This window comes from Streptomyces sp. NPDC048361, assembly GCF_040651795.1.
In the GTDB taxonomy this organism is placed as follows: Bacteria; Actinomycetota; Actinomycetes; order Streptomycetales; family Streptomycetaceae; genus Streptomyces.
Genome location: NZ_JBEZKW010000083.1, coordinates 1 through 17,065 on the forward strand (window position 1 = coordinate 1; position 17,065 = coordinate 17,065).

A 17,065-nucleotide genomic window follows, 5' to 3' on the forward strand; every position below is an offset into this window, starting at 1 on the left:
CGGGCAGCGCGAGCGCGGCGAGCCAGGGCTCGTCGCCCGGTTCGAGGTTCGCCTCGCGCACCAACGTCAGTACCGTGTCGGCGAGTTCGTCGACACCCTCTGTGGTGCGGCGCCGGACGCGCTCACCACCTGTTCCACTTCTCGGGGAGGACACGATCATGGGCGTCACGCTCGCCAAGGGGGGCAATGTCTCCCTCTCCAAGGCCGCACCGAACCTCACCCAGGTGCTCGTCGGTCTCGGCTGGGACGCGCGCTCCACCACCGGAGCCGACTTCGACCTGGACGCCAGCGCCCTGCTGTGCGCCAACGGACGCGTGCTCGGCGACGAGTACTTCGTCTTCTACAACAACCTCAAGAGCCCCGAGGGCTCGGTCGAGCACACCGGTGACAACCTGACGGGTGAGGGCGAAGGCGACGACGAGTCGCTGATCGTCGACCTGACGCAGGTCCCGGCCGGCTGCGACAAGATCGTCTTCCCGGTCTCGATCCACGACGCGGACAACCGCGGCCAGACGTTCGGCCAGGTCGCCAACGCGTTCATCCGCGTCGTCAACCAGGCCGACGGCCAGGAACTGGCCCGCTACGACCTGAGCGAGGACGCCTCGACGGAGACCGCGATGATCTTCGGCGAGCTGTACCGGTACAGCGGTGAATGGAAGTTCCGGGCCGTGGGCCAGGGGTACGCATCAGGGCTGCGGGGCATCGCTCTAGACTTCGGGGTCAACGTCTCCTAAAGAGATCGCCCGGATGCCTTCAAGTCGAGTGCCGTCCGGGGCGGTCCCTGCCGGGGGTCCGGGGGTCTTCCTCCGGGAGACAGCAGCGTAAAGCCGTGCGCGGTGCGGGGGGAGACCCGGCTCTGCGCAGGGCCGGTCCGCTCTACACGATGGGGAAGTCAGTGCTTCTGAAAACCTTCGGCTGGTCATTCGTGATCACCGCGATCGGCCTGGCCCTGGCCGTGCTCTACGACGGGTGGACAGCTCTCGGGGTCGTCGCCATCCTGGCGGTCCTCGAAATCTCGCTGTCCTTCGACAACGCGGTGGTCAACGCCGGAATCCTGAAGAAGATGAACGCCTTCTGGCAGAAGATCTTCCTCACGGTCGGCGTCCTGATCGCCGTCTTCGGCATGCGCCTGCTCTTCCCCGTCGTCATCGTGGCCATCAGCGCCAAGATCGGCCCCATCGACGCGGTCGACCTCGCCCTGAACAACGCGGACCGCTACCAGCAGCTGGTGACGGACGCGCACCCCTCGATCGCCGCCTTCGGTGGCATGTTCCTCCTGATGATCTTCCTCGACTTCATTTTCGAGGACCGTGACATCAAGTGGCTTGCCTGGCTGGAGCGCCCGCTGGCCAAGCTCGGCAAGATCGACATGCTGTCGGTCTGCATCGCCCTGGTCGCGCTGCTCATCGCGTCCATGACGGTGGCCACCCACGCCCACCAGCACGGCGGCGGCCACGTCGACAAGGCGCAGACCGTCCTGATCTCCGGTATCGCCGGGCTCATCACCTACCTCGTCGTCGGCGGCCTCTCGGGGTACTTCGAGAACCGCCTCGAAGAGGACGAGGAGCGCGAGCACGAGCAGGAGGAAGAGGCCAAGCGCACCGGCAGCACGGTGTCCGCCGTCGCCATGGCCGGCAAGGCGGCCTTCTTCATGTTCCTCTACCTGGAGGTCCTGGACGCGTCGTTCTCCTTCGACGGCGTGATCGGCGCCTTCGCCATCAGCAACGACATCGTCCTGATGGCGCTCGGCCTCGGCATCGGCGCGATGTACGTACGGTCGCTCACCGTCTACCTGGTCCGCCAGGGCACCCTCGACGACTACGTCTACCTGGAGCACGGAGCGCACTACGCGATCGGTGCGCTGGCCGTGATTCTGCTCGTCACCATCCAGTACGAGATCAACGACGTGATCACGGGTCTGGTCGGCGTGGTCCTCATCGCCTGGTCCTTCCTGTCCTCCGTGCGCCGCAACCGCCGTATCGCGGCGGCCGGCGGCGAGGGCGCGGGCGAACGGGCGGAAGTGGGCTCCGGGGTGTGACCCCGGTGCTTCCGGAGCGCACGCCCCAGGGCGTGTGATCCGGCTCCGAATGAGGAACGCTCTCTGCGGGGCGGCCACGAGGCTCCGGTCTCGCCGGCCGCCCCGCGGAGTTTCACGAGTCGTGTCGGCGCACCGCCGGCACGTGTGGGCGGGGACGGTTCACGGACCTATGGGGTGGGGGCAATGGCGTTCTGGGACGGCCTGTGGCGAGGCAGGGCCTCACAGTTCGACTCGGGCAGCGCGTCGACCAACACGATCGAGCTGACCCGACGGCACAACACGGTCTCGCTGGGCAAACAGGGCGCCAATACCGGCAGCCTGCGTGTCAACCTGTCGTGGCGGATGCGTACATCGGACTTCGGGGGCAAGCCCGAGCAGAGCGGACGGCTGCTGCGCCACCCGCTCCAGTTCTTCAAGCCCGAGATGGTCCAGGGCCACACCCAGTCCATGGTCAACGTCGACCTCGACCTGGGCTGCCTCTACGAACTCCAGGACGGCACCAAGGGAGTCGTCCAGCCGCTCGGCAACTTCCTGGGCGCCACCAACAAGCCGCCCTACGTGGAGTGCGGCGGCGACGACCGCTTCGGTTCGGCCTCCGGCGAGACCGTCTTCGTCAACCTGGACCACCGGGACGAGATAAAGCGGCTGCTGGTCTTCGTCTACATCTACGACCAGACCCCGGCCTTCGACCGCACGCACGCCAAGGTGACGCTCTACCCGAGCAACGGCCCGCGCATCGAGATCGAGCTCGACGAGCGCGCCCCCGAGGCCCGCTCCTGCGCCGTCGTCTCCATCGAGAACATCAAGGGCGACATGGTGGTGCGCCGCGAGGTGAAGTTCGTGTACGGCTTCCAGGCCGAACTGGACCGCCTGTATGGCTGGGGGCTCCAGTGGGGCCGCGGCTACAAGACCAAGGCCTGAGCCGCACCGCCCCGGCCGCCGGTCGGCCGCGCCCTACTGCCGGATGAACTGCGGCCCCATGGGCGGCAGTACGAACGTGGGGTCCGGCACCGGAGACGGCGCCGGAACGCCCTGGGGGTAGCCGTACGCGGGCTGCGGTGAGGCCGGCTGCGGATAACCGTAGGCCGGCTGCACGGCCGGCGGCTGCGCCGGGGGAGCGGGGTGCGGATAGCCGTACGCGGGCTGGGCGGCCTGCTGCGGCAGCGGCTGGGGCACGGACGGCGCACCGGGCGCACTCGACGCGCCGGCCGCGCTGTCGGCGCCCTCGCCGTCGTCGACCGAGATGCCGTACTCGGTGGCGAGACCCACCAGGCCGGTGGGGTAACCCTGGCCCACCGCGCGGAACTTCCAGCCGTCGCCGCGGCGGTACAGCTCGCCGCAGATGATCGCGGTCTCCTCGCCGGTCTCCGGCTTCACGTCGAACAACGCGAGCGGCTCGCCTCCGGACACCGCCGCGTCGAACAGCAGGATCCGCAGATCACGGACGGCGCGGAAGGTCGCCCCGTCCGACGACGCGGTGATCAGCACCCGGTCGACGGACCGGTCGAGCGCGGCCAGATCGGCCTCGACGGTGTCGGTGAGGCCCTCCACGACCCGCTTCTTCGGCAGCCGGCGCACCAGGCCCGAGGGATGGCGCGGCTGGTTGTAGAAGACGAAGTCCTCATCCGAGCGCACCCGGCCGTCGGCGCCGAGCAGCAGCGCCGAGGCATCCACATCCGGGATGTCGGCGCCGGGCGACCAGCGGAGCACCGCCCGTACGGCCGGGGCCTCCAGCGGGACGTTCGATCCCTTCAGCATCGCGTGCGTCATGCCCGTCATCCTGCCTTCCCGCGGGCCCCGCGGACAACGCGGGGCCCGGCCCGATCCGTCCTCCGGCGTACGCACCGGACCCACGCGGCGTGACGATCGAGGCCCATGGGGGTGACGATCGCGGCCGGGGCGTGACGATCGAGGCCCACGGGGCGTGACGATGCAGATGAGTTACCTGAACTTCACGCACTTGGGGAACTCTTGACACGTGTTCGTACGTACTATTACCGGCCACCCAAAGTCTCGGCCGTCCTGGCAGTACGAGGTATGCAGATGCGTCATTTCGGGCACGTCCCGTCGGCTGTGCGGAAGGATCTCTTCCACCAGGAGCCCTGCGAGTTCACCGCGGGCTCCTCCGCACGCGTGCTGTCGGCCGCCCTGGGCGCCACCCTCTACAGCCCCGCGACCCGGCCGTCCCTCGCCGACGACGTCCTGAAACAGGCCCGCCGCGGCGTCGTCTCCATGGTGCTGTGCCTGGAGGACTCGATCGACGACGCCGAGGTCGTGGCCGCCGAAGCCAACCTGGTCCGCCAGTTCGCCGACCTCGACGCCCGGGGCGAGCAGATCCCGCTGCTCTACGTGCGCGTCCGCGAGCCGCTCCAGATACCCGACCTGGTGCGCCGCCTCGGCTCCGCCGCCCGGCGGCTCAGCGGCTTCGTCCTGCCCAAGTTCACCGAGGAGCGCGGGCTCGCCTTCCTCGAAGCGCTCACCGACGCCGAGTCCGCGAGCGGCCGCCGTCTGTTCGCCATGCCGGTCCTCGAATCACCCGAGCTGCTCCACCTGGAGTCCCGCGCCGAGACCCTGGCCGGAATCGCGCGCACCGTGGAGAAGTACCGCGAGCGGATCCTCGCGCTCCGCCTCGGCGTCACCGACTTCTGCGCCGCCTACGGGCTGCGCCGCTCGCCCGACATGACGGCGTACGACGTGCAGATCGTGGCCGGGGTCATCGCCGACGTGGTGAACGTCCTCGGCCGGGTCGACGGCAGCGGCTTCACCATCACGGGACCCGTATGGGAGTACTTCCGGCTCCAGGAGCGGATGTTCAAGCCGCAGCTGCGCCGCAGCCCCTTCCTCGAAGGGCGCGCCGAGGACTTGCGCACCGCCCTGATCGAGCACGACCTGGACGGCCTGCTCCGCGAGATCGAGCTCGACCGGGCCAACGGCCTGCTCGGCAAGACCTGCATCCACCCCTCGCACGTGATGCCCGTCCACGCCCTCTCGGTCGTCAGCCACGAGGAGTTCAGTGACGCGGCGGACATCCTGCGCCCCGAACGGGACGGCGGCGGGGTACTGCGCTCGGCGTACACGAACAAGATGAACGAGGTGAAGCCGCACCGTGCCTGGGCCGAGCGCACCCTGCTGAGGGCCGAGGTGTTCGGCGTCGCCGCCGAGGACGTCGGCTTCGTGGACCTGCTCACGGCGGGCCTGACGGTGTGACGCGATCAAAGACCACCGGAGCGCCCCCGATGGGCCGGCAGCATGACCCAACAGAAAGACACAGCACCGTGGTTGAGTGGTCGGGAACATGGGTCGCCGAACGGCTCGGCGTCGAGCTCGTCGGGGACGAGGACCTGAGCGGCCTGCTCGGCCTCGCCCTGCGCCGCAACCCTAAGCGCGCCCATCTGCTCGTCTCCAACGTGCTGGGCAAGCACGTGCCGCAGAGCCCGGCGGTGGTGTGGCGCACCGGGTGCGAACTGGGCGTACGGGTAAGGGAGTTGCTCGGCGACGAAAGCGCCGGGCGGGCCGTGGTGCTCGGGTACGCCGAGACCGCGACCGGCCTCGGCCACTCGGTCGCCGACGGCCTGGCCCTCGCCCCCTACCTCCACTCCACCCGCCGCCCGGTCGAGGGCGTGGCCACGGCGGGCGGCTTCGAGGAGTCCCACTCCCACGCCACCTCGCACCTGCTGCTCCCCGCGAACCCCCGACTCCTCGCCGGGGACGGCCCGTTGGTCCTGGTCGACGACGAGTTCTCGACCGGCAACACGGTCCTCAACACCATCCGTGACCTGCACGCCCGCTACCCCCGCGACCACTATGTGATCGTCGCCCTGGTCGACATGCGCTCCCCCGAGGACCGCGACCGCCTCACGGCCTTCGCGCGCGAGCTCGGCGCCCGCGTCGACCTGGTCGCCTCGGCGTCGGGCACGGTGCGGCTGCCGGAGGGGGTCCTGGAGAAGGGGAGGGCGCTGGTGGAGGAGTACCAGGCGGCGAACCCGGGACCCCCGCTGTGTGAGAGCAGTGCTGGGCGGCCGACCTACGCATCGCGTGTGGACCTCGGCTGGCCCGCGGGCCTTCCCGACGGGGGGCGGCACGGGTTCACCCCGGACCACCGGGCGGAGCTGGAGGCGGCGCTGCCCGCCATGGCGGGCAAGGTGGCCGAAGCGCTCGGCGCAGCCGCCGGGGCCCCGCGCCGCGTGCTCGTCCTCGGCTTCGAGGAGCTGATGTACGCGCCGCTGCGCCTGGCCGTGGCGCTCGAGGAGCGGGGCGCGGCAGAGGTCCGCTACTCCACGACGACCCGCTCGCCGGTCCTCGCGGTCGACGACCCCGGTTACGCGATCCGCACCCGCCTCGCCTTCCCCGCGCACGACGACCCGGCCGACGGCCCCGGTGAGCGGTACGCGTACAACGTCGCGGGCGCCGGCTTCGACGCGGTCGTGGCAGTCGTCGACTCGGCCGCCGACACGCCCCAACTGCACGCCGACGACGGCCTGTTGGCCCGGCTCGCCGCTCACATCCCGCACGTCGTCCTCGCCGTACTGCCCTCGTACGTACCCCAAGGTGCCCCCATGCCCGAGCCGCTGCGCGGTCCCGCCTTCTCCTCCTATGCGCCCGACGAGGTGGGGTGGCTGCTCAAGGACCTCTCCGGGGTCGAGCTCGAAGCTCCCACCGAGGAGCGCGAGGAGGCCATCCAGAGCGGCGGCGCCCACTACGCGGAGTCGCTGCCGGTCGAGTACCAGCCGAGTCCGCAGTACCAGGAGCTGTTCCGTACCGCGCTCGACACCTCGGCGCCCCGGATCGCGCGCGCCGTCGGTGTGGTCACCGAGACGGTGCTCGCCGAGCTCCCCCAACGCCGAAAGCGCCGGGGGGACCCCCATCCGCGCCCCGTGCTGGTCTCGCTGGCCCGCGCCGGCACGCCCGTCGGCGTCCTGATGCGCCGCTGGGCCCGGTACCGCCACGGCCTGGACCTGCCGCACTACGCGGTCTCCATCGTGCGCGGCCGTGGCATCGACCCCAACGCCCTGCGCTGGCTCGCCGCCCACCACGATCCGGCGGACGTCGTGTTCGTCGACGGGTGGACCGGCAAGGGCGCCATCACGCGTGAACTGGCCGCCGCGATCGAGGAGTTCCCCGAGTTCGCGGGGTTCGTGCCGGAGATCGCGGTGCTGGCCGACCCCGGGTCGTGTGTGCGGACGTACGGCACCCGCGAGGACTTCCTGATCCCGTCCGCGTGCCTCAACTCGACGGTGTCCGGCCTGATTTCGCGCACCGTGCTGCGCGAGGACCTCATAGGCCCGGGTGACTTCCACGGCGCCAAGTTCTACCGCGAGCTGGCCGGCGCCGACGTCTCGGGTGACTTCCTCGACGCGGTCGCAGCCCGCTTCGACGAGGTGGGCGACGAGGTGGACCGCGAGGCGAAGGCGCTGCGCGACATGGACCGCACGCCGAGCTGGGAGGGGTGGGCGGCCGTCGAGCGGATCAGTGAGGAGTACGGCATCCACGATGTGAACCTGGTCAAGCCCGGCGTCGGCGAGACCACCCGGGTGCTCCTTCGCCGTGTGCCCTGGAAGATTCTCGCCGTGCGGGGCGCGGGCGCCGACCTCGACCACGTCAGGCTGCTCGCCGAGCAGCGGGGCGTACCGGTCGAGGAGGTGGACGGGCTTCCGTACAGCTGCGTCGGCCTGATCCACCCGCGATTCACCCGGGGCGCGACCGGGGCCGACGGCAGGGCGGTGGCCGTCAAGTGAGCACCCCGCCCCGTGTGCCGGCGGGCGACCACACCCGGCCCGTGCAGGCGCTGAGTGACCTCGGCTGCACCCGGCCCGTGTCGGCGGCGAGCGACCTCGGCCGCACCTCGCCCGTGCTGGTCGCCAGCGACCTCGACCGCACGCTGATCTACTCCGCGGCCGCCCTCGGCCTCACCATGCCCGACGAGCGGGCGCCGCGGCTGCTCTGCGTCGAGGTGTACGAGCACAAGCCCCTCTCCTACCTCACCGAGGACGCGGCGCGGCTGCTCGCGGAGCTGAAGGCGACGGCCGTGTTCGTGCCCACCACGACCCGTACGCGCGCACAGTACGAGCGCATCCAACTGCCCGGCCCACCCTCGCAGTTCGCGATCTGCGCCAACGGTGGGCACCTGCTCGTGGACGGCGTGTCCGACCCGGACTGGTCCCGAGCGGTGGCCGCCGGCATCGCCGCCGAGTGCGCCCCGCTCGACGAGGTACGCGCCCATCTGCGGGCCACCGCCGACCCGCGGTGGCTGCGCAAGGAGCGGACCGCGGAGGAGCTCTTCGCCTACCTCGTGGTCGAGCGCGAGCTGCTGCCCGAGGAGTGGGTGAAGGAACTCGCGGCCTGGGCCGAGCCGCGCGGCTGGACGGTCTCTCTCCAGGGCCGCAAGATCTACGCCGTCCCGCAGCCGCTCACCAAGAGCGCGGCGATGCGGGAGGTCGCCCGGCGCACCGGGGCCCGCCTCACCCTGGCCGCGGGGGACTCGCTCCTCGACGCGGATCTGCTGCTCGCCGCCGACCGGGGCTGGCGCCCGGGCCACGGTGAACTCGCCGAGGCCGGCTGGCAGGCCCCGGGCACCGAGGCACTGGCCGAGCGAGGGGTGCTGGCGGGCGAGGAGATCCTGCGCCGCGTGGTGGCGTGCGTCGCGCGCTGACGCCGACCTGTGCCCGCGCACTGAGGCCAGCCCACGCCGCGCACACCGGCCGCTGACGCAATTCGATCGACTGACGTAAAACGATCGGGAGGCGCCCGGACCCCGGTACGGTCGCCGCATGACCAAGGGAAACAGCACCAAGATCACGGACGAGCTGTACGCCTACATGCTGGCCCACAACCCGCCGCTCGACGCGGTGCAGCGGGACCTGGTGGAGACCACGTACGCCCGTCTTCCCGACCACGCGGGCATGCAGTCGGCCGAGGAGCAGGGGCCGCTTCTGGCCTTCCTGGTACGCCTGGTGAACGCGCGTCATGTGGTGGAGGTGGGTACCTTCACCGGCTTCTCGGCCCTGGCCATGGCGCAGGCGCTGCCGGCCGACGGCAAGTTGATCGCTTGCGACATCTCGGAGGAGTGGACGGCGTACGGCAAGGAGGCGTGGGCGAAGGCGGGTGTCGCGGACCGCATCGACCTGCGGATCGCGCCGGCACTCGACACGCTGCGAGCGATGCCGGCCGAGCCGCACATCGACTTCGCGTACCTGGACGCGGACAAGGGGAACTACATCGCGTACTGGGAGGAGTTGGTGCCGCGGCTGCGGACCGGGGGCCTGATCGCCGCGGACAATGTGCTCTTCCACGGGCAGGTGGTGGATCCGGAGGCGGGGGGTTCGGCTGCGGGGATCCGGGCGTTCAACGAGCATGTGGCGGGGGACGGGCGGATGGAGAGCGTGATGCTGACGGTGGCGGACGGGTTGACCCTGTCCCGCAAGCGGTAGCTGGGGCGGCGCCTTGGCTTCGCTTGGCCCCGCCCGCCCCCCGGCTCCGCCCCGCCCAGCCCCGCCTCCACTTCCGCTCGTCCGGCGTTTGAGGATGAGCGCCGTTCGGGCGCGGGCGGGGTCTGGGGCGAAGCTCCGGGGGTGGGTCAGGCGCAGCAGCCGCCTCCGCAGCAGCCGCCACCGCCACCCCCGCCGCCCGCAGAAGGGCCGGACTTCGCGGCACCCCCCACTGCCACCGCGGACAGCAGCTTCACCGTGTCCTCGTGGCCCACCGGGCACACTGCGGGCGCGGCGGACTCCGCCATCGGGCGGCTGAGTTCGAACGTGTCGCCGCAGGAACGGCAGCGGTATTCATAGCGAGGCATGGCCCCAGAGTAAGCGGTACCTGGGGCCGGAGGTCCGTCCACCTCCGGCCCCAGGGGCAGATCTCCGGGGAGGGGCGGGAGCCCCGGAGGGGTTCGGGGGAGCAGCCCAACACCCGGGCCGGGCGGAGGTCGGGAGCCTCGGCAGGGTTCGGGGGCGCGGCCGGCCCCGCCGGATGGAGCGCCGTTCGCGCGGCTCAGCTCGCGGCGCCCTGCGAGCCTCGGCCGAGCAGGGGCAGCTCCGCGCGGGTCGGCGCGCCCTCCCAGGCGCCGCGCGAGGCGACCGCGAATGCCCGCGTCGTCATCGCGCGCTCCAGTCGACCGCAGGCGCCGGCGCCGTCGAGCAGCCCCGAGAGGTATCCCGCCGCGAAGGCGTCGTCGGCGCCGGACACGTCCACGGAACGCGCCGCTCGGGCCGGCCGGTGGAGCCGCCCCTGGGCCTAGTACGCGGTGGCACCGGCCGCGTCGAGCCTCACCACCACCTCGCCGACCCCGAGCGCCAGCAGTTCCTTGGCCCGCGCCTCGGTGTCGTCGGGGACGTCCTCGGGCAGGCAGAGCGCGAGTTCGTCGGGGGTGGCGAGGAGGACGTCGACCCGCGGGGCCCAGGATCGCAGCACCTCGCGCGCCGCATCACGTGAACTCCACGACTCCGGCCGGTAGTTGACGTCCAGGCAGACCAGTACCGAGTGCTGGGCGGCGAGTTGGAGGGCCAGGCAGGCCGCCGAGTGGGCCGCGTGGCCGAGCGCCGGGAGGGCCCCGGTCACGTACAGCACCCGGGGCGGGGACGCCGAGAAGGCCTCGGCGATCGCGCAGGCCCGTATACGGGAACCCGCCGCCCCGGCCCGGTAGGCGTGCACCCGGGTCACCTGGGGCAGCCGGGGCTCGTACAGGGCCACCGGGGTCGGCGCACCGTCCTCGCGGGAGGCGGCCGAGACGTCGACGCCCTCCGCCCGCAGCGTACGCAGCACCAGCGCGCCCGCCTCGTCGTCGCCCACCGAGCCCGCCCACCGCGCGTCGTGGCCGAGCCGGGCGAGACCGATGGCCACATGGGACTCGGCCCCGGCGATCGACACGTCCATGGAGCAGCTCAGCCGCAGCGGCCCGTCGCCGCGCAGCGCGAGCGCCGTCTCGCCGAAGGTGAAGACGCTCATACGCGGGTCGCCTTGCCGTCCATGGGGGTCCTCTCCGGCTCACGTGGTGGCCTATCGGTCAATGAGGGATGCGCGGGGATCAGGGGTGGTTACGCAGGGACAGGTCGAGCAGGTCGAGGACGGCCATGTAGGCACCGTCCACATCGCCCTCCCGTACGGACCGCACGACCTCGGCATGGGCGGGCACCGGATCCTCGCGCCCCGCGGCGCGTCCGTGCCGGCCCCGTGCCACGAGCGCGGGCACGATCACCCGGCGCAACTGGACGAAGAAGCGGTTGTGCGAGGCGGCCAGCAGGGCCGTGTGGAAGGAGGTGTCGGCCCGGACGGCGAGCACGGGGTCGCTCCCGGCCGCGCGCAGGGCTTCGAGCGCGGCGTCCAGGGCCGCGAGGTCCTCGTCCGTGCGGCGCTCGGCGGCGAGCGAGGCGGCGGCGGGCTCGATGGCGCGGCGCAGGTCGAGGACGTCGGCGAAGAAGTCGTGCGGCGCACCCGCTGCCAGCTTCCAGCGCAGGACGTCGCTGTCGAGCAGGTTCCAGTCGGCGCGCGGGCGGACGAAGGTGCCGCGTTTCTGCCGGGCGTCGAGCAGTCCCTTGGCGGTGAGCACCTTCACGGCCTCGCGCAGCACGGTCTGGCTGACGCCCAATTCGGCCATCAGGGCGGGCAGTTCGAGGGTGTCGCCCTCGTCGTACGTGCCGTCGAAGATGCGCAGGGCCAGCCCTTCGACGGCGGTCCGGTGAACCCCGCGCCCGATGTAGGCGGCCTCGCTCACTGGTGACTCCCACTTCCCGCTCTTCGATCGGCCCGGTGACTGATAGCCGGTAGCCGCTAGGAGGTAAAGGGTTGCACAAGTATTGGTTAATTAGCAATTAATACGCGGGGCGCAGGGCGGAGCCCGGGACCGGTTCGTCTGCCCCGGGCCCGGGCGGGCTGTTGTGGGTGCTGTGGGTGCTGTGGGTGCTGTGGGTGCCGTGGGTGCTGTGGGTGCTGAGGGTGCCGTTGTCCTGGGTGGGTCAGAGTTCCTCGTGGGCCTCGTGGCGGGCCTTCCAGTACGGGTTGTCGTGCGGCAGGAAGCCGGTCACCCGTCCGTACATGCCGAACACCATCAGAATCAGGCCGACAACGAAGCTGAACAGCACGTTCTGCATCTTGAAGGCGAGGAAGTTGTGCGCCGTGTCGAGCAGCGCCAGGTTCACGAACCCGCTGATCAGGAAGAGCACGCCGAGCACGATGTTGAGGGTCGAGGCGAAGTTGCCGCCTCGGACCATCCCGTACAGGAGCAGCAGCCCGACCACGATGGACAGCACGCTCAGCGCGCCGTTGGTGCTCAGCCCGGCGACGGTGTCGCCGCCCGTGTCGAAGAAGCCGATCTGGTGGATCAGACCGAGAATGCCGAAGACCAGCAGAGCGAGGCCCATGACCCCGGCGCCGAAGCGGTACACCTGGTTGAGCCGGTGGTCGAGCGGCAGATGCTCGTCGAGCGAGACCCGGCTGTGGTTGATGCGCTGCGAGATCGTATGGGTGGCCATAGTGGGGGCCCTTCTCCATCCCTAGGCACGCACGGAACGCACGCACGTACGGCACGCACGCCCGTACGGCACGCACGGCATCTACGGCGTACGGATCCGGGTGGGTACCCGGTGGACCCGGGTGGGTAGCCGGGCGTACGTATCCAAGGGTGCGCCCGGGTACGGTCCGCAACAACTCAGCGGGGCCGATCAGGCGCCGTGGCCCCGCTCCTCGCGGATACGGGCCACGACCTGCGCCACGGTGGCCCGCACCGCCTCGGTCTCCGTCAAGAAGTGCCAGTAGTCCGGGTGCCGGCCCTCCAGCGCGGCGATCGCCCGATCGAGGCGCGCCACCGAATCGTCCAGCGGCCGGGCATGCTGGGGATCCGGGGTGGCGCGGCCGGACATCGCCAGGCGCTGCGCGTCGCGGATCGCGAACCGGGTGCGCTCGATCTCCTGCTGCGGATCCTTGGCCACGGCGTCGAGCCGGCGCAGCCGGTCCCCGGCGGCCGAGACCGCCTCGTCCGTGGTGTTGAGCAGGGCCCGCACCGTACTGAGGCGTGACGTCGCGTCCGCCCAGCGCTGCTCCGCGCGCGCCGCCGCGGCCTCCTTGAGCTTGTCCTCGGCCTGCCGTACGGAGACCGCGGCCTGCTCGGGAACCTGCTGGAGGTCCTGCCAGCAGGCGGCGGTGAACCGGCGGCGCAGCTCGCTCAGGACCGGGTCGACCTGGCCGGCCCGGGTGGTGAGTGCCTGGGCGCGGGTGCGCAGCGAGACCAGCCTGCGGTCGATCTCGGCGGCCTTCTCGGGCAGGTGACCGGCCTCGGACCGCAGCGCCTCGGCGTCCCGCAGCACCCGGTCGGCACGCTGGATCGTTTCCTGTACGCCGTGCTGCCCTGCGCCCTGGTTGAGCTTGGTGAGCTCCGGGCCGAGCGCGGCGAGCCGCGCCGCGAGGTCGTCGGCCCGCAGCCCCGACGCGCGCACGGCGTCGAGCGCGGTGCTGGCGCCGAGCAGCGCGTGCCGGGCCCGCTCCACGGCGGGCGCGAGCCGGGCGAGCTGCGCCTCGGCCGTGTCGAGGAGGGGACGCAAACTCTGCTCGAATCGGTCCAGCTCGCCCTTCACCCGCACCAGTTCGTCCTTGGCGGCCGTCAGCTCGGTCCGCGCCCGCGCGGCGACGGACGCGTCGAGGTCGTCGCGGTCGAGGTCATGGGCGTCGACGGCGGTGATGTACTGGTTGGAGACGTCGTCGATGCGGCGCCCGAAGGCCGCGAAGTCGTCGGCGGCCCGTCGGCCCGCCGGCGAACCGTCCACGGCGGTGATCGTCTCGATGGAGATCCGCAGATCGCGCTGGGCGGTGTCGAGTTCGTAGAAGGCGGCCGCCGCGGCGTCCTTGGCCGCCTGCGCGTCGGCCCGCACGCTCTCGCCGCGCCCGCCGAACCAGCGCCGCGTACCGCCCCCGGCGAACGCGCCCGGCAGCACCGCGGCGCCGAGCACCACGGGGAACGCCATGAGCGCCAGCACGTCCCGGACGGTGGCACCCGCTCTGCTGTACGGCCGCGCGTGTGTCGCCGTCACATCCCTCTCCCGTGCTGTGTCGCCCTGCCCGGTCCATTCTCCCACCAGGTAAGGACGAACACACGGCCCGGTCAGTTCACTCTTCTCCCTCGGTTCTGAACGCGTCGCCGGGTTGGTGGGGCGGTGGGTCGGTGGGTCGGTGGGGCGGTGGGCCGGCGCCCGGCGGGTTCGGCTGAGCCGGACGGTTTCGCTGTGCGGACGGGTCGGCTGTGCCGGATGGTTCAGCTGTGCCGGATGGTGACCCGGCCGTCGTCGCTGCGCGCGGTCAGCACATGCGTACTCGATGCGGAGCGGTCCACGCCGACGTCGACGCGGCCGTCGTCCGAGCGGGCGGCGACCTTGTACGTGGCCTGCGGCACGGTGAGATCGACCCGGCCGTCGTCGCTGGTGGCCACCACGCTGTCCGGTACGACGGCGAACGTCAGCGCCACCCGGCCGCTGTCCGAGCCGGCCCGTACGCTCTTCGCCCGGATGTCCTCGCCGTCGACCCGGCCGTTGTCGCTGGTCACGTCCAGCGGCCCGGAGGAGTCCTTGACCGTGACCCGGCCGTTGTTGCAGACGATCTTCAGCGGAGTGTCGAACCCGCTCGCCTCGACCCGGCCGTCGGCGTCCTGCACGGTGACGGCGACCCCGCGCGGCACCTTCACCGTGTGCCGGGCGCCGCAGTTCTTGATCATCCCGCTGCACTTCACGGCGAGGTTCAGCGTGCGGCCGTCGAGGGCCCAGCTCGCGTCGGGCCCGCTGCCGAAGACAGTCCAGCCGTCCACCTGGCGGTCGACCTCGACGTCCTTCACGTCGGCGGGCGTCACGACGAGCGTGGACTGGTCGGCCGCGATGGTGAGCGCCTTCCCGGCGAAGGCGAAGTTCTTGTGCTCGACGGGGGCGTCCGAGGCGTCCGAACTCCCGCACCCGGCGAGCGTGAACGCGAGCAGCCCGGCTGCGCCGGCGGTGAGCAAGGTGGTGCGACGGCGAAATGCCATGGTGATCTTCCCCCTGGGATATTGCGAGGTGCTGCGATGTGCTTAGACGTGATGCGACGTGCCGCGACGTGCCGCGATGTGCCGCGACGTGCCGCGATGTGATGTGACGTGCTGCGACGGTCAGGTCGGCCGCGAGGCCGCGCCCTCCACGCTAGGCACTCCCGCTCCCGCCCGCCCTGGAGCCTGCCTCCGAACCCACCCTGGTGCCAGCACCACCCCGGCAGCCGAGCCCCGGCCCGGCCCGCCCCGGTGTGCCCCGGTCCGCCTCACTCCGGCCGGCCCCGGTTCGCCCCACCCTTCTGGCCCGCCCGCGATCTGGTTTGCGGGGGCACCCCGTGGGCCATGTAGGCTGTTCCTCCATCCACGGGTGTGTAGCTCAGGGGTAGAGCGCTGCTCTTACAAAGCAGATGTCGGCGGTTCGAAACCGTCCACGCCCACCGTGCCTGATCAGGCATGAAGCAGTTGAAAGGCCCTCCGGACCCCGGTCCGGAGGGCCTTTTTCATGCTGCTGCCGGGGGACACGGCCGCAAGCTGCCCGTCGGCGCGGTCGCAGGGGGCGGACAGAAGCGGACAATGGGAGACGACGCCGCTGCGTGCACGTTCGCGGCGTACTCGCTTCCAGTTGTAGCGTCCGAGGAGCAGACATGCGGCGGCAGAAGGTCAGAGCAGCAGTCTCCATCGGTGCGGTCGCGGCCCTGGCCGTAGCCATCGGGCCGGCCGCCGCCACGGGTCGACCGGCCGGTCCCGACACCGTCGTGGTCGACTGCGCCGGCCACCCTCAAGTCAGGCCCGGCAGCTATCTGATCGCCTGCGGTGACGGCAACAACGGTCTTGTCGACCTGCATTGGACGCAATGGGGCCCGGCATCGGCCGTGGCCCAGGGCGTGGACAAGGTGAACGATTGTGTCCCCTACTGTGCCGCCGGCCGCTTCCACTCGTACCCCGTCACGGTCCGCCTCGACAACGCCCGCCCCGGGCCGGGTCAGCAGGACCGGCCGCAGTACACCGTGCTGCGCCTGCACTACACGGCCGACACCCCGCCCCGAACGCCTCGCGACGTGACGTACCCGATCTTGGGGGGTGTGTGAGGGTGTGCGAGAGGGCGCACGCCGATGCCTGCGCTTCGAGGTCCGGAGGGGGCGGGGCTTTCCCGGCGTCCGTCCGAAGGGTGAGGTAGTCCACAGCCCACCTGCATCCGTTGCCCCGTCAGGGTCCGCCTGCATGCCGCCTGAGTTCCGCCTACGTTCCGCCTGACCGCGGTGCGAGGTGTGCGGCCGGGCGGCACGGCCGGCCCATCCGGGCGCACCGCTGCTCGAAGTCTGCGGGGAGCCAACTGCGGTTGAGCAGACGCGGATGCGCAGGGAACGCGGTGATCGCGGCGAGGGCGAAAGCGAGTGACGCCCACGGCGTCTGCACGCGAACGGTCATCCGAGCGCCGCGGGTGTTGACGAAGCTTGTCTGGAAAACGTCAGCGGAGGCGAGTTCGATGGAGGTCAACGCCCCCCATTCGAGATCGAGTTCGGCGGCATGTGCGAAGTGGAGTCTTCGCAGGGTGAGGGTGACGTCACCGGTTCCGTCCACGACCCACCGTGGCTGGGCCGCACGCGCTGCCTGACGGCGACGGGTGGAGTTGCCGACGGCCGATCCCACCAGGGAGCCGATCACGAAGGCAGGATGGCCGAAGGCGGCGACCCTGGTGTGCGTATATCGCCCGCTACCGAGGGCTTTCCAGGTCAGGCTCAACCCCGGGCCGGTGGCGAGTGCACGGTCGCCGTGTCCCAGGCGGGCGGTCGTAGCCACGATCGGCCGGCGGGCCACGTGCCCTTCGAGGACATCGGCGAGGATGTCGCACGAGTGCCAGAGGTACTCGTCGAACGGTGACCATGGGGGCTGATGGAAGTTGGCCGGCGGGGGTGTTGGGGAGTGGCCCACTGTCGCTGGAGCCTCCAATCAGGAGCCAAGCACTACAAGCCGAGGACTACCGGTCGCGATCAAGCCTACTCAGGCTGTTCCGGTGGACAGGCATGCGGCTG

General features: G+C 71.3%; 15 protein-coding genes, 1 tRNA gene and 1 pseudogene. 9 read left to right on the top strand and 8 right to left on the bottom strand.

Features of this window, described 5'->3' with window-relative positions:
• Positions 1-158: 158 nt before the first annotated feature.
• The 3 genes from AB0D31_RS31315 to AB0D31_RS31325 all read left to right on the top strand — a co-directional run bounded on the left by AB0D31_RS31315 (position 159) and on the right by AB0D31_RS31325 (position 2,959).
• Positions 159-734 carry a TerD family protein gene (locus AB0D31_RS31315; protein WP_362729390.1) on the top strand — a complete coding sequence of 192 codons (576 nt, stop codon included), beginning with the start codon at positions 159-161 and terminating at the stop codon, positions 732-734.
• Positions 735-895: 161 nt separating this feature from the next.
• Positions 896-2,038, top strand: a complete 1,143-nt coding sequence (locus AB0D31_RS31320; RefSeq protein WP_362729392.1) for a DUF475 domain-containing protein — start codon at positions 896-898, stop codon at positions 2,036-2,038.
• A 183-nt stretch (positions 2,039-2,221) separates the two neighbouring features.
• Positions 2,222-2,959 (top strand): Tellurium resistance, encoded by a 738-nt coding sequence (locus tag AB0D31_RS31325; RefSeq protein WP_362729394.1) that lies wholly within the window; start codon positions 2,222-2,224, stop codon positions 2,957-2,959.
• 33 nt (positions 2,960-2,992) lie between these two features.
• Here AB0D31_RS31325 and AB0D31_RS31330 read toward each other — a convergent pair whose 3' ends face one another.
• Complete coding sequence (locus AB0D31_RS31330; protein ID WP_362729396.1) at positions 2,993-3,817, bottom strand: TerD family protein; 825 nt, start codon at positions 3,815-3,817, stop codon at positions 2,993-2,995.
• A 264-nt stretch (positions 3,818-4,081) separates the two neighbouring features.
• Here AB0D31_RS31330 and AB0D31_RS31335 point away from each other — a divergent pair, with 264 nt between their 5' ends.
• From AB0D31_RS31335 to AB0D31_RS31350, 4 genes are all read left to right on the top strand, one after another.
• Complete coding sequence (locus AB0D31_RS31335; RefSeq protein ID WP_362729429.1) at positions 4,082-5,245, top strand: HpcH/HpaI aldolase/citrate lyase family protein; 1,164 nt, start codon at positions 4,082-4,084, stop codon at positions 5,243-5,245.
• A gap of 29 nt (positions 5,246-5,274) precedes the next feature.
• Positions 5,275-7,773, top strand: coding sequence for a phosphoribosyltransferase (locus tag AB0D31_RS31340; RefSeq protein ID WP_362729397.1), 2,499 nt, complete (start codon positions 5,275-5,277; stop codon positions 7,771-7,773).
• A 77-nt stretch (positions 7,774-7,850) separates the two neighbouring features.
• Positions 7,851-8,687 carry an HAD family hydrolase gene (locus AB0D31_RS31345; protein ID WP_362729431.1) on the top strand — a complete coding sequence of 279 codons (837 nt, stop codon included), beginning with the start codon at positions 7,851-7,853 and terminating at the stop codon, positions 8,685-8,687.
• A 118-nt stretch (positions 8,688-8,805) separates the two neighbouring features.
• A complete protein-coding gene (locus AB0D31_RS31350) occupies positions 8,806-9,465 on the top strand; it encodes a class I SAM-dependent methyltransferase (RefSeq protein WP_362729399.1) in 660 nt (219 codons plus the stop codon).
• Between the two features lie 146 nt (positions 9,466-9,611).
• On the opposite strand, the gene AB0D31_RS31355 is transcribed toward AB0D31_RS31350, so the two are convergent.
• The 6 genes and pseudogenes from AB0D31_RS31355 to AB0D31_RS31380 all read right to left on the bottom strand — a co-directional run bounded on the left by AB0D31_RS31355 (position 9,612) and on the right by AB0D31_RS31380 (position 15,032).
• Positions 9,612-9,830, bottom strand: coding sequence for a zinc ribbon domain-containing protein (locus tag AB0D31_RS31355; protein ID WP_362729401.1), 219 nt, complete (start codon positions 9,828-9,830; stop codon positions 9,612-9,614).
• 194 nt (positions 9,831-10,024) lie between these two features.
• Positions 10,025-10,978: pseudogene (locus tag AB0D31_RS31360) on the bottom strand (sugar kinase).
• Positions 10,979-11,057: 79 nt separating this feature from the next.
• Positions 11,058-11,744 carry an FCD domain-containing protein gene (locus tag AB0D31_RS31365; protein WP_362729403.1) on the bottom strand — a complete coding sequence of 229 codons (687 nt, stop codon included), beginning with the start codon at positions 11,742-11,744 and terminating at the stop codon, positions 11,058-11,060.
• A 241-nt stretch (positions 11,745-11,985) separates the two neighbouring features.
• Positions 11,986-12,501: a DUF4383 domain-containing protein gene (locus AB0D31_RS31370; protein ID WP_362729405.1), complete on the bottom strand. Its 516-nt coding sequence runs from the start codon at positions 12,499-12,501 to the stop codon at positions 11,986-11,988.
• Between the two features lie 189 nt (positions 12,502-12,690).
• The gene (locus tag AB0D31_RS31375; protein WP_362729407.1) at positions 12,691-14,052 is read right to left on the bottom strand and encodes a hypothetical protein; all 1,362 of its coding nucleotides are present in this window, start codon (positions 14,050-14,052) and stop codon (positions 12,691-12,693) included.
• A 221-nt stretch (positions 14,053-14,273) separates the two neighbouring features.
• On the bottom strand, positions 14,274-15,032 hold the full coding sequence (locus tag AB0D31_RS31380) for a DUF4097 family beta strand repeat-containing protein (protein ID WP_362729409.1): 759 nt from the start codon (positions 15,030-15,032) through the stop codon (positions 14,274-14,276).
• Positions 15,033-15,397: 365 nt separating this feature from the next.
• Here AB0D31_RS31380 and AB0D31_RS31385 point away from each other — a divergent pair.
• Both AB0D31_RS31385 and AB0D31_RS31390 read left to right on the top strand, forming a co-directional pair.
• Positions 15,398-15,469, top strand: a tRNA-Val gene (locus tag AB0D31_RS31385).
• A gap of 207 nt (positions 15,470-15,676) precedes the next feature.
• Positions 15,677-16,120 carry a hypothetical protein gene (locus tag AB0D31_RS31390; RefSeq protein WP_362729411.1) on the top strand — a complete coding sequence of 148 codons (444 nt, stop codon included), beginning with the start codon at positions 15,677-15,679 and terminating at the stop codon, positions 16,118-16,120.
• A 151-nt stretch (positions 16,121-16,271) separates the two neighbouring features.
• Here AB0D31_RS31390 and AB0D31_RS31395 read toward each other — a convergent pair whose 3' ends face one another.
• Positions 16,272-16,964, bottom strand: a complete 693-nt coding sequence (locus AB0D31_RS31395) for a hypothetical protein (protein ID WP_362729413.1) — start codon at positions 16,962-16,964, stop codon at positions 16,272-16,274.
• Positions 16,965-17,065 lie beyond the last annotated feature (101 nt).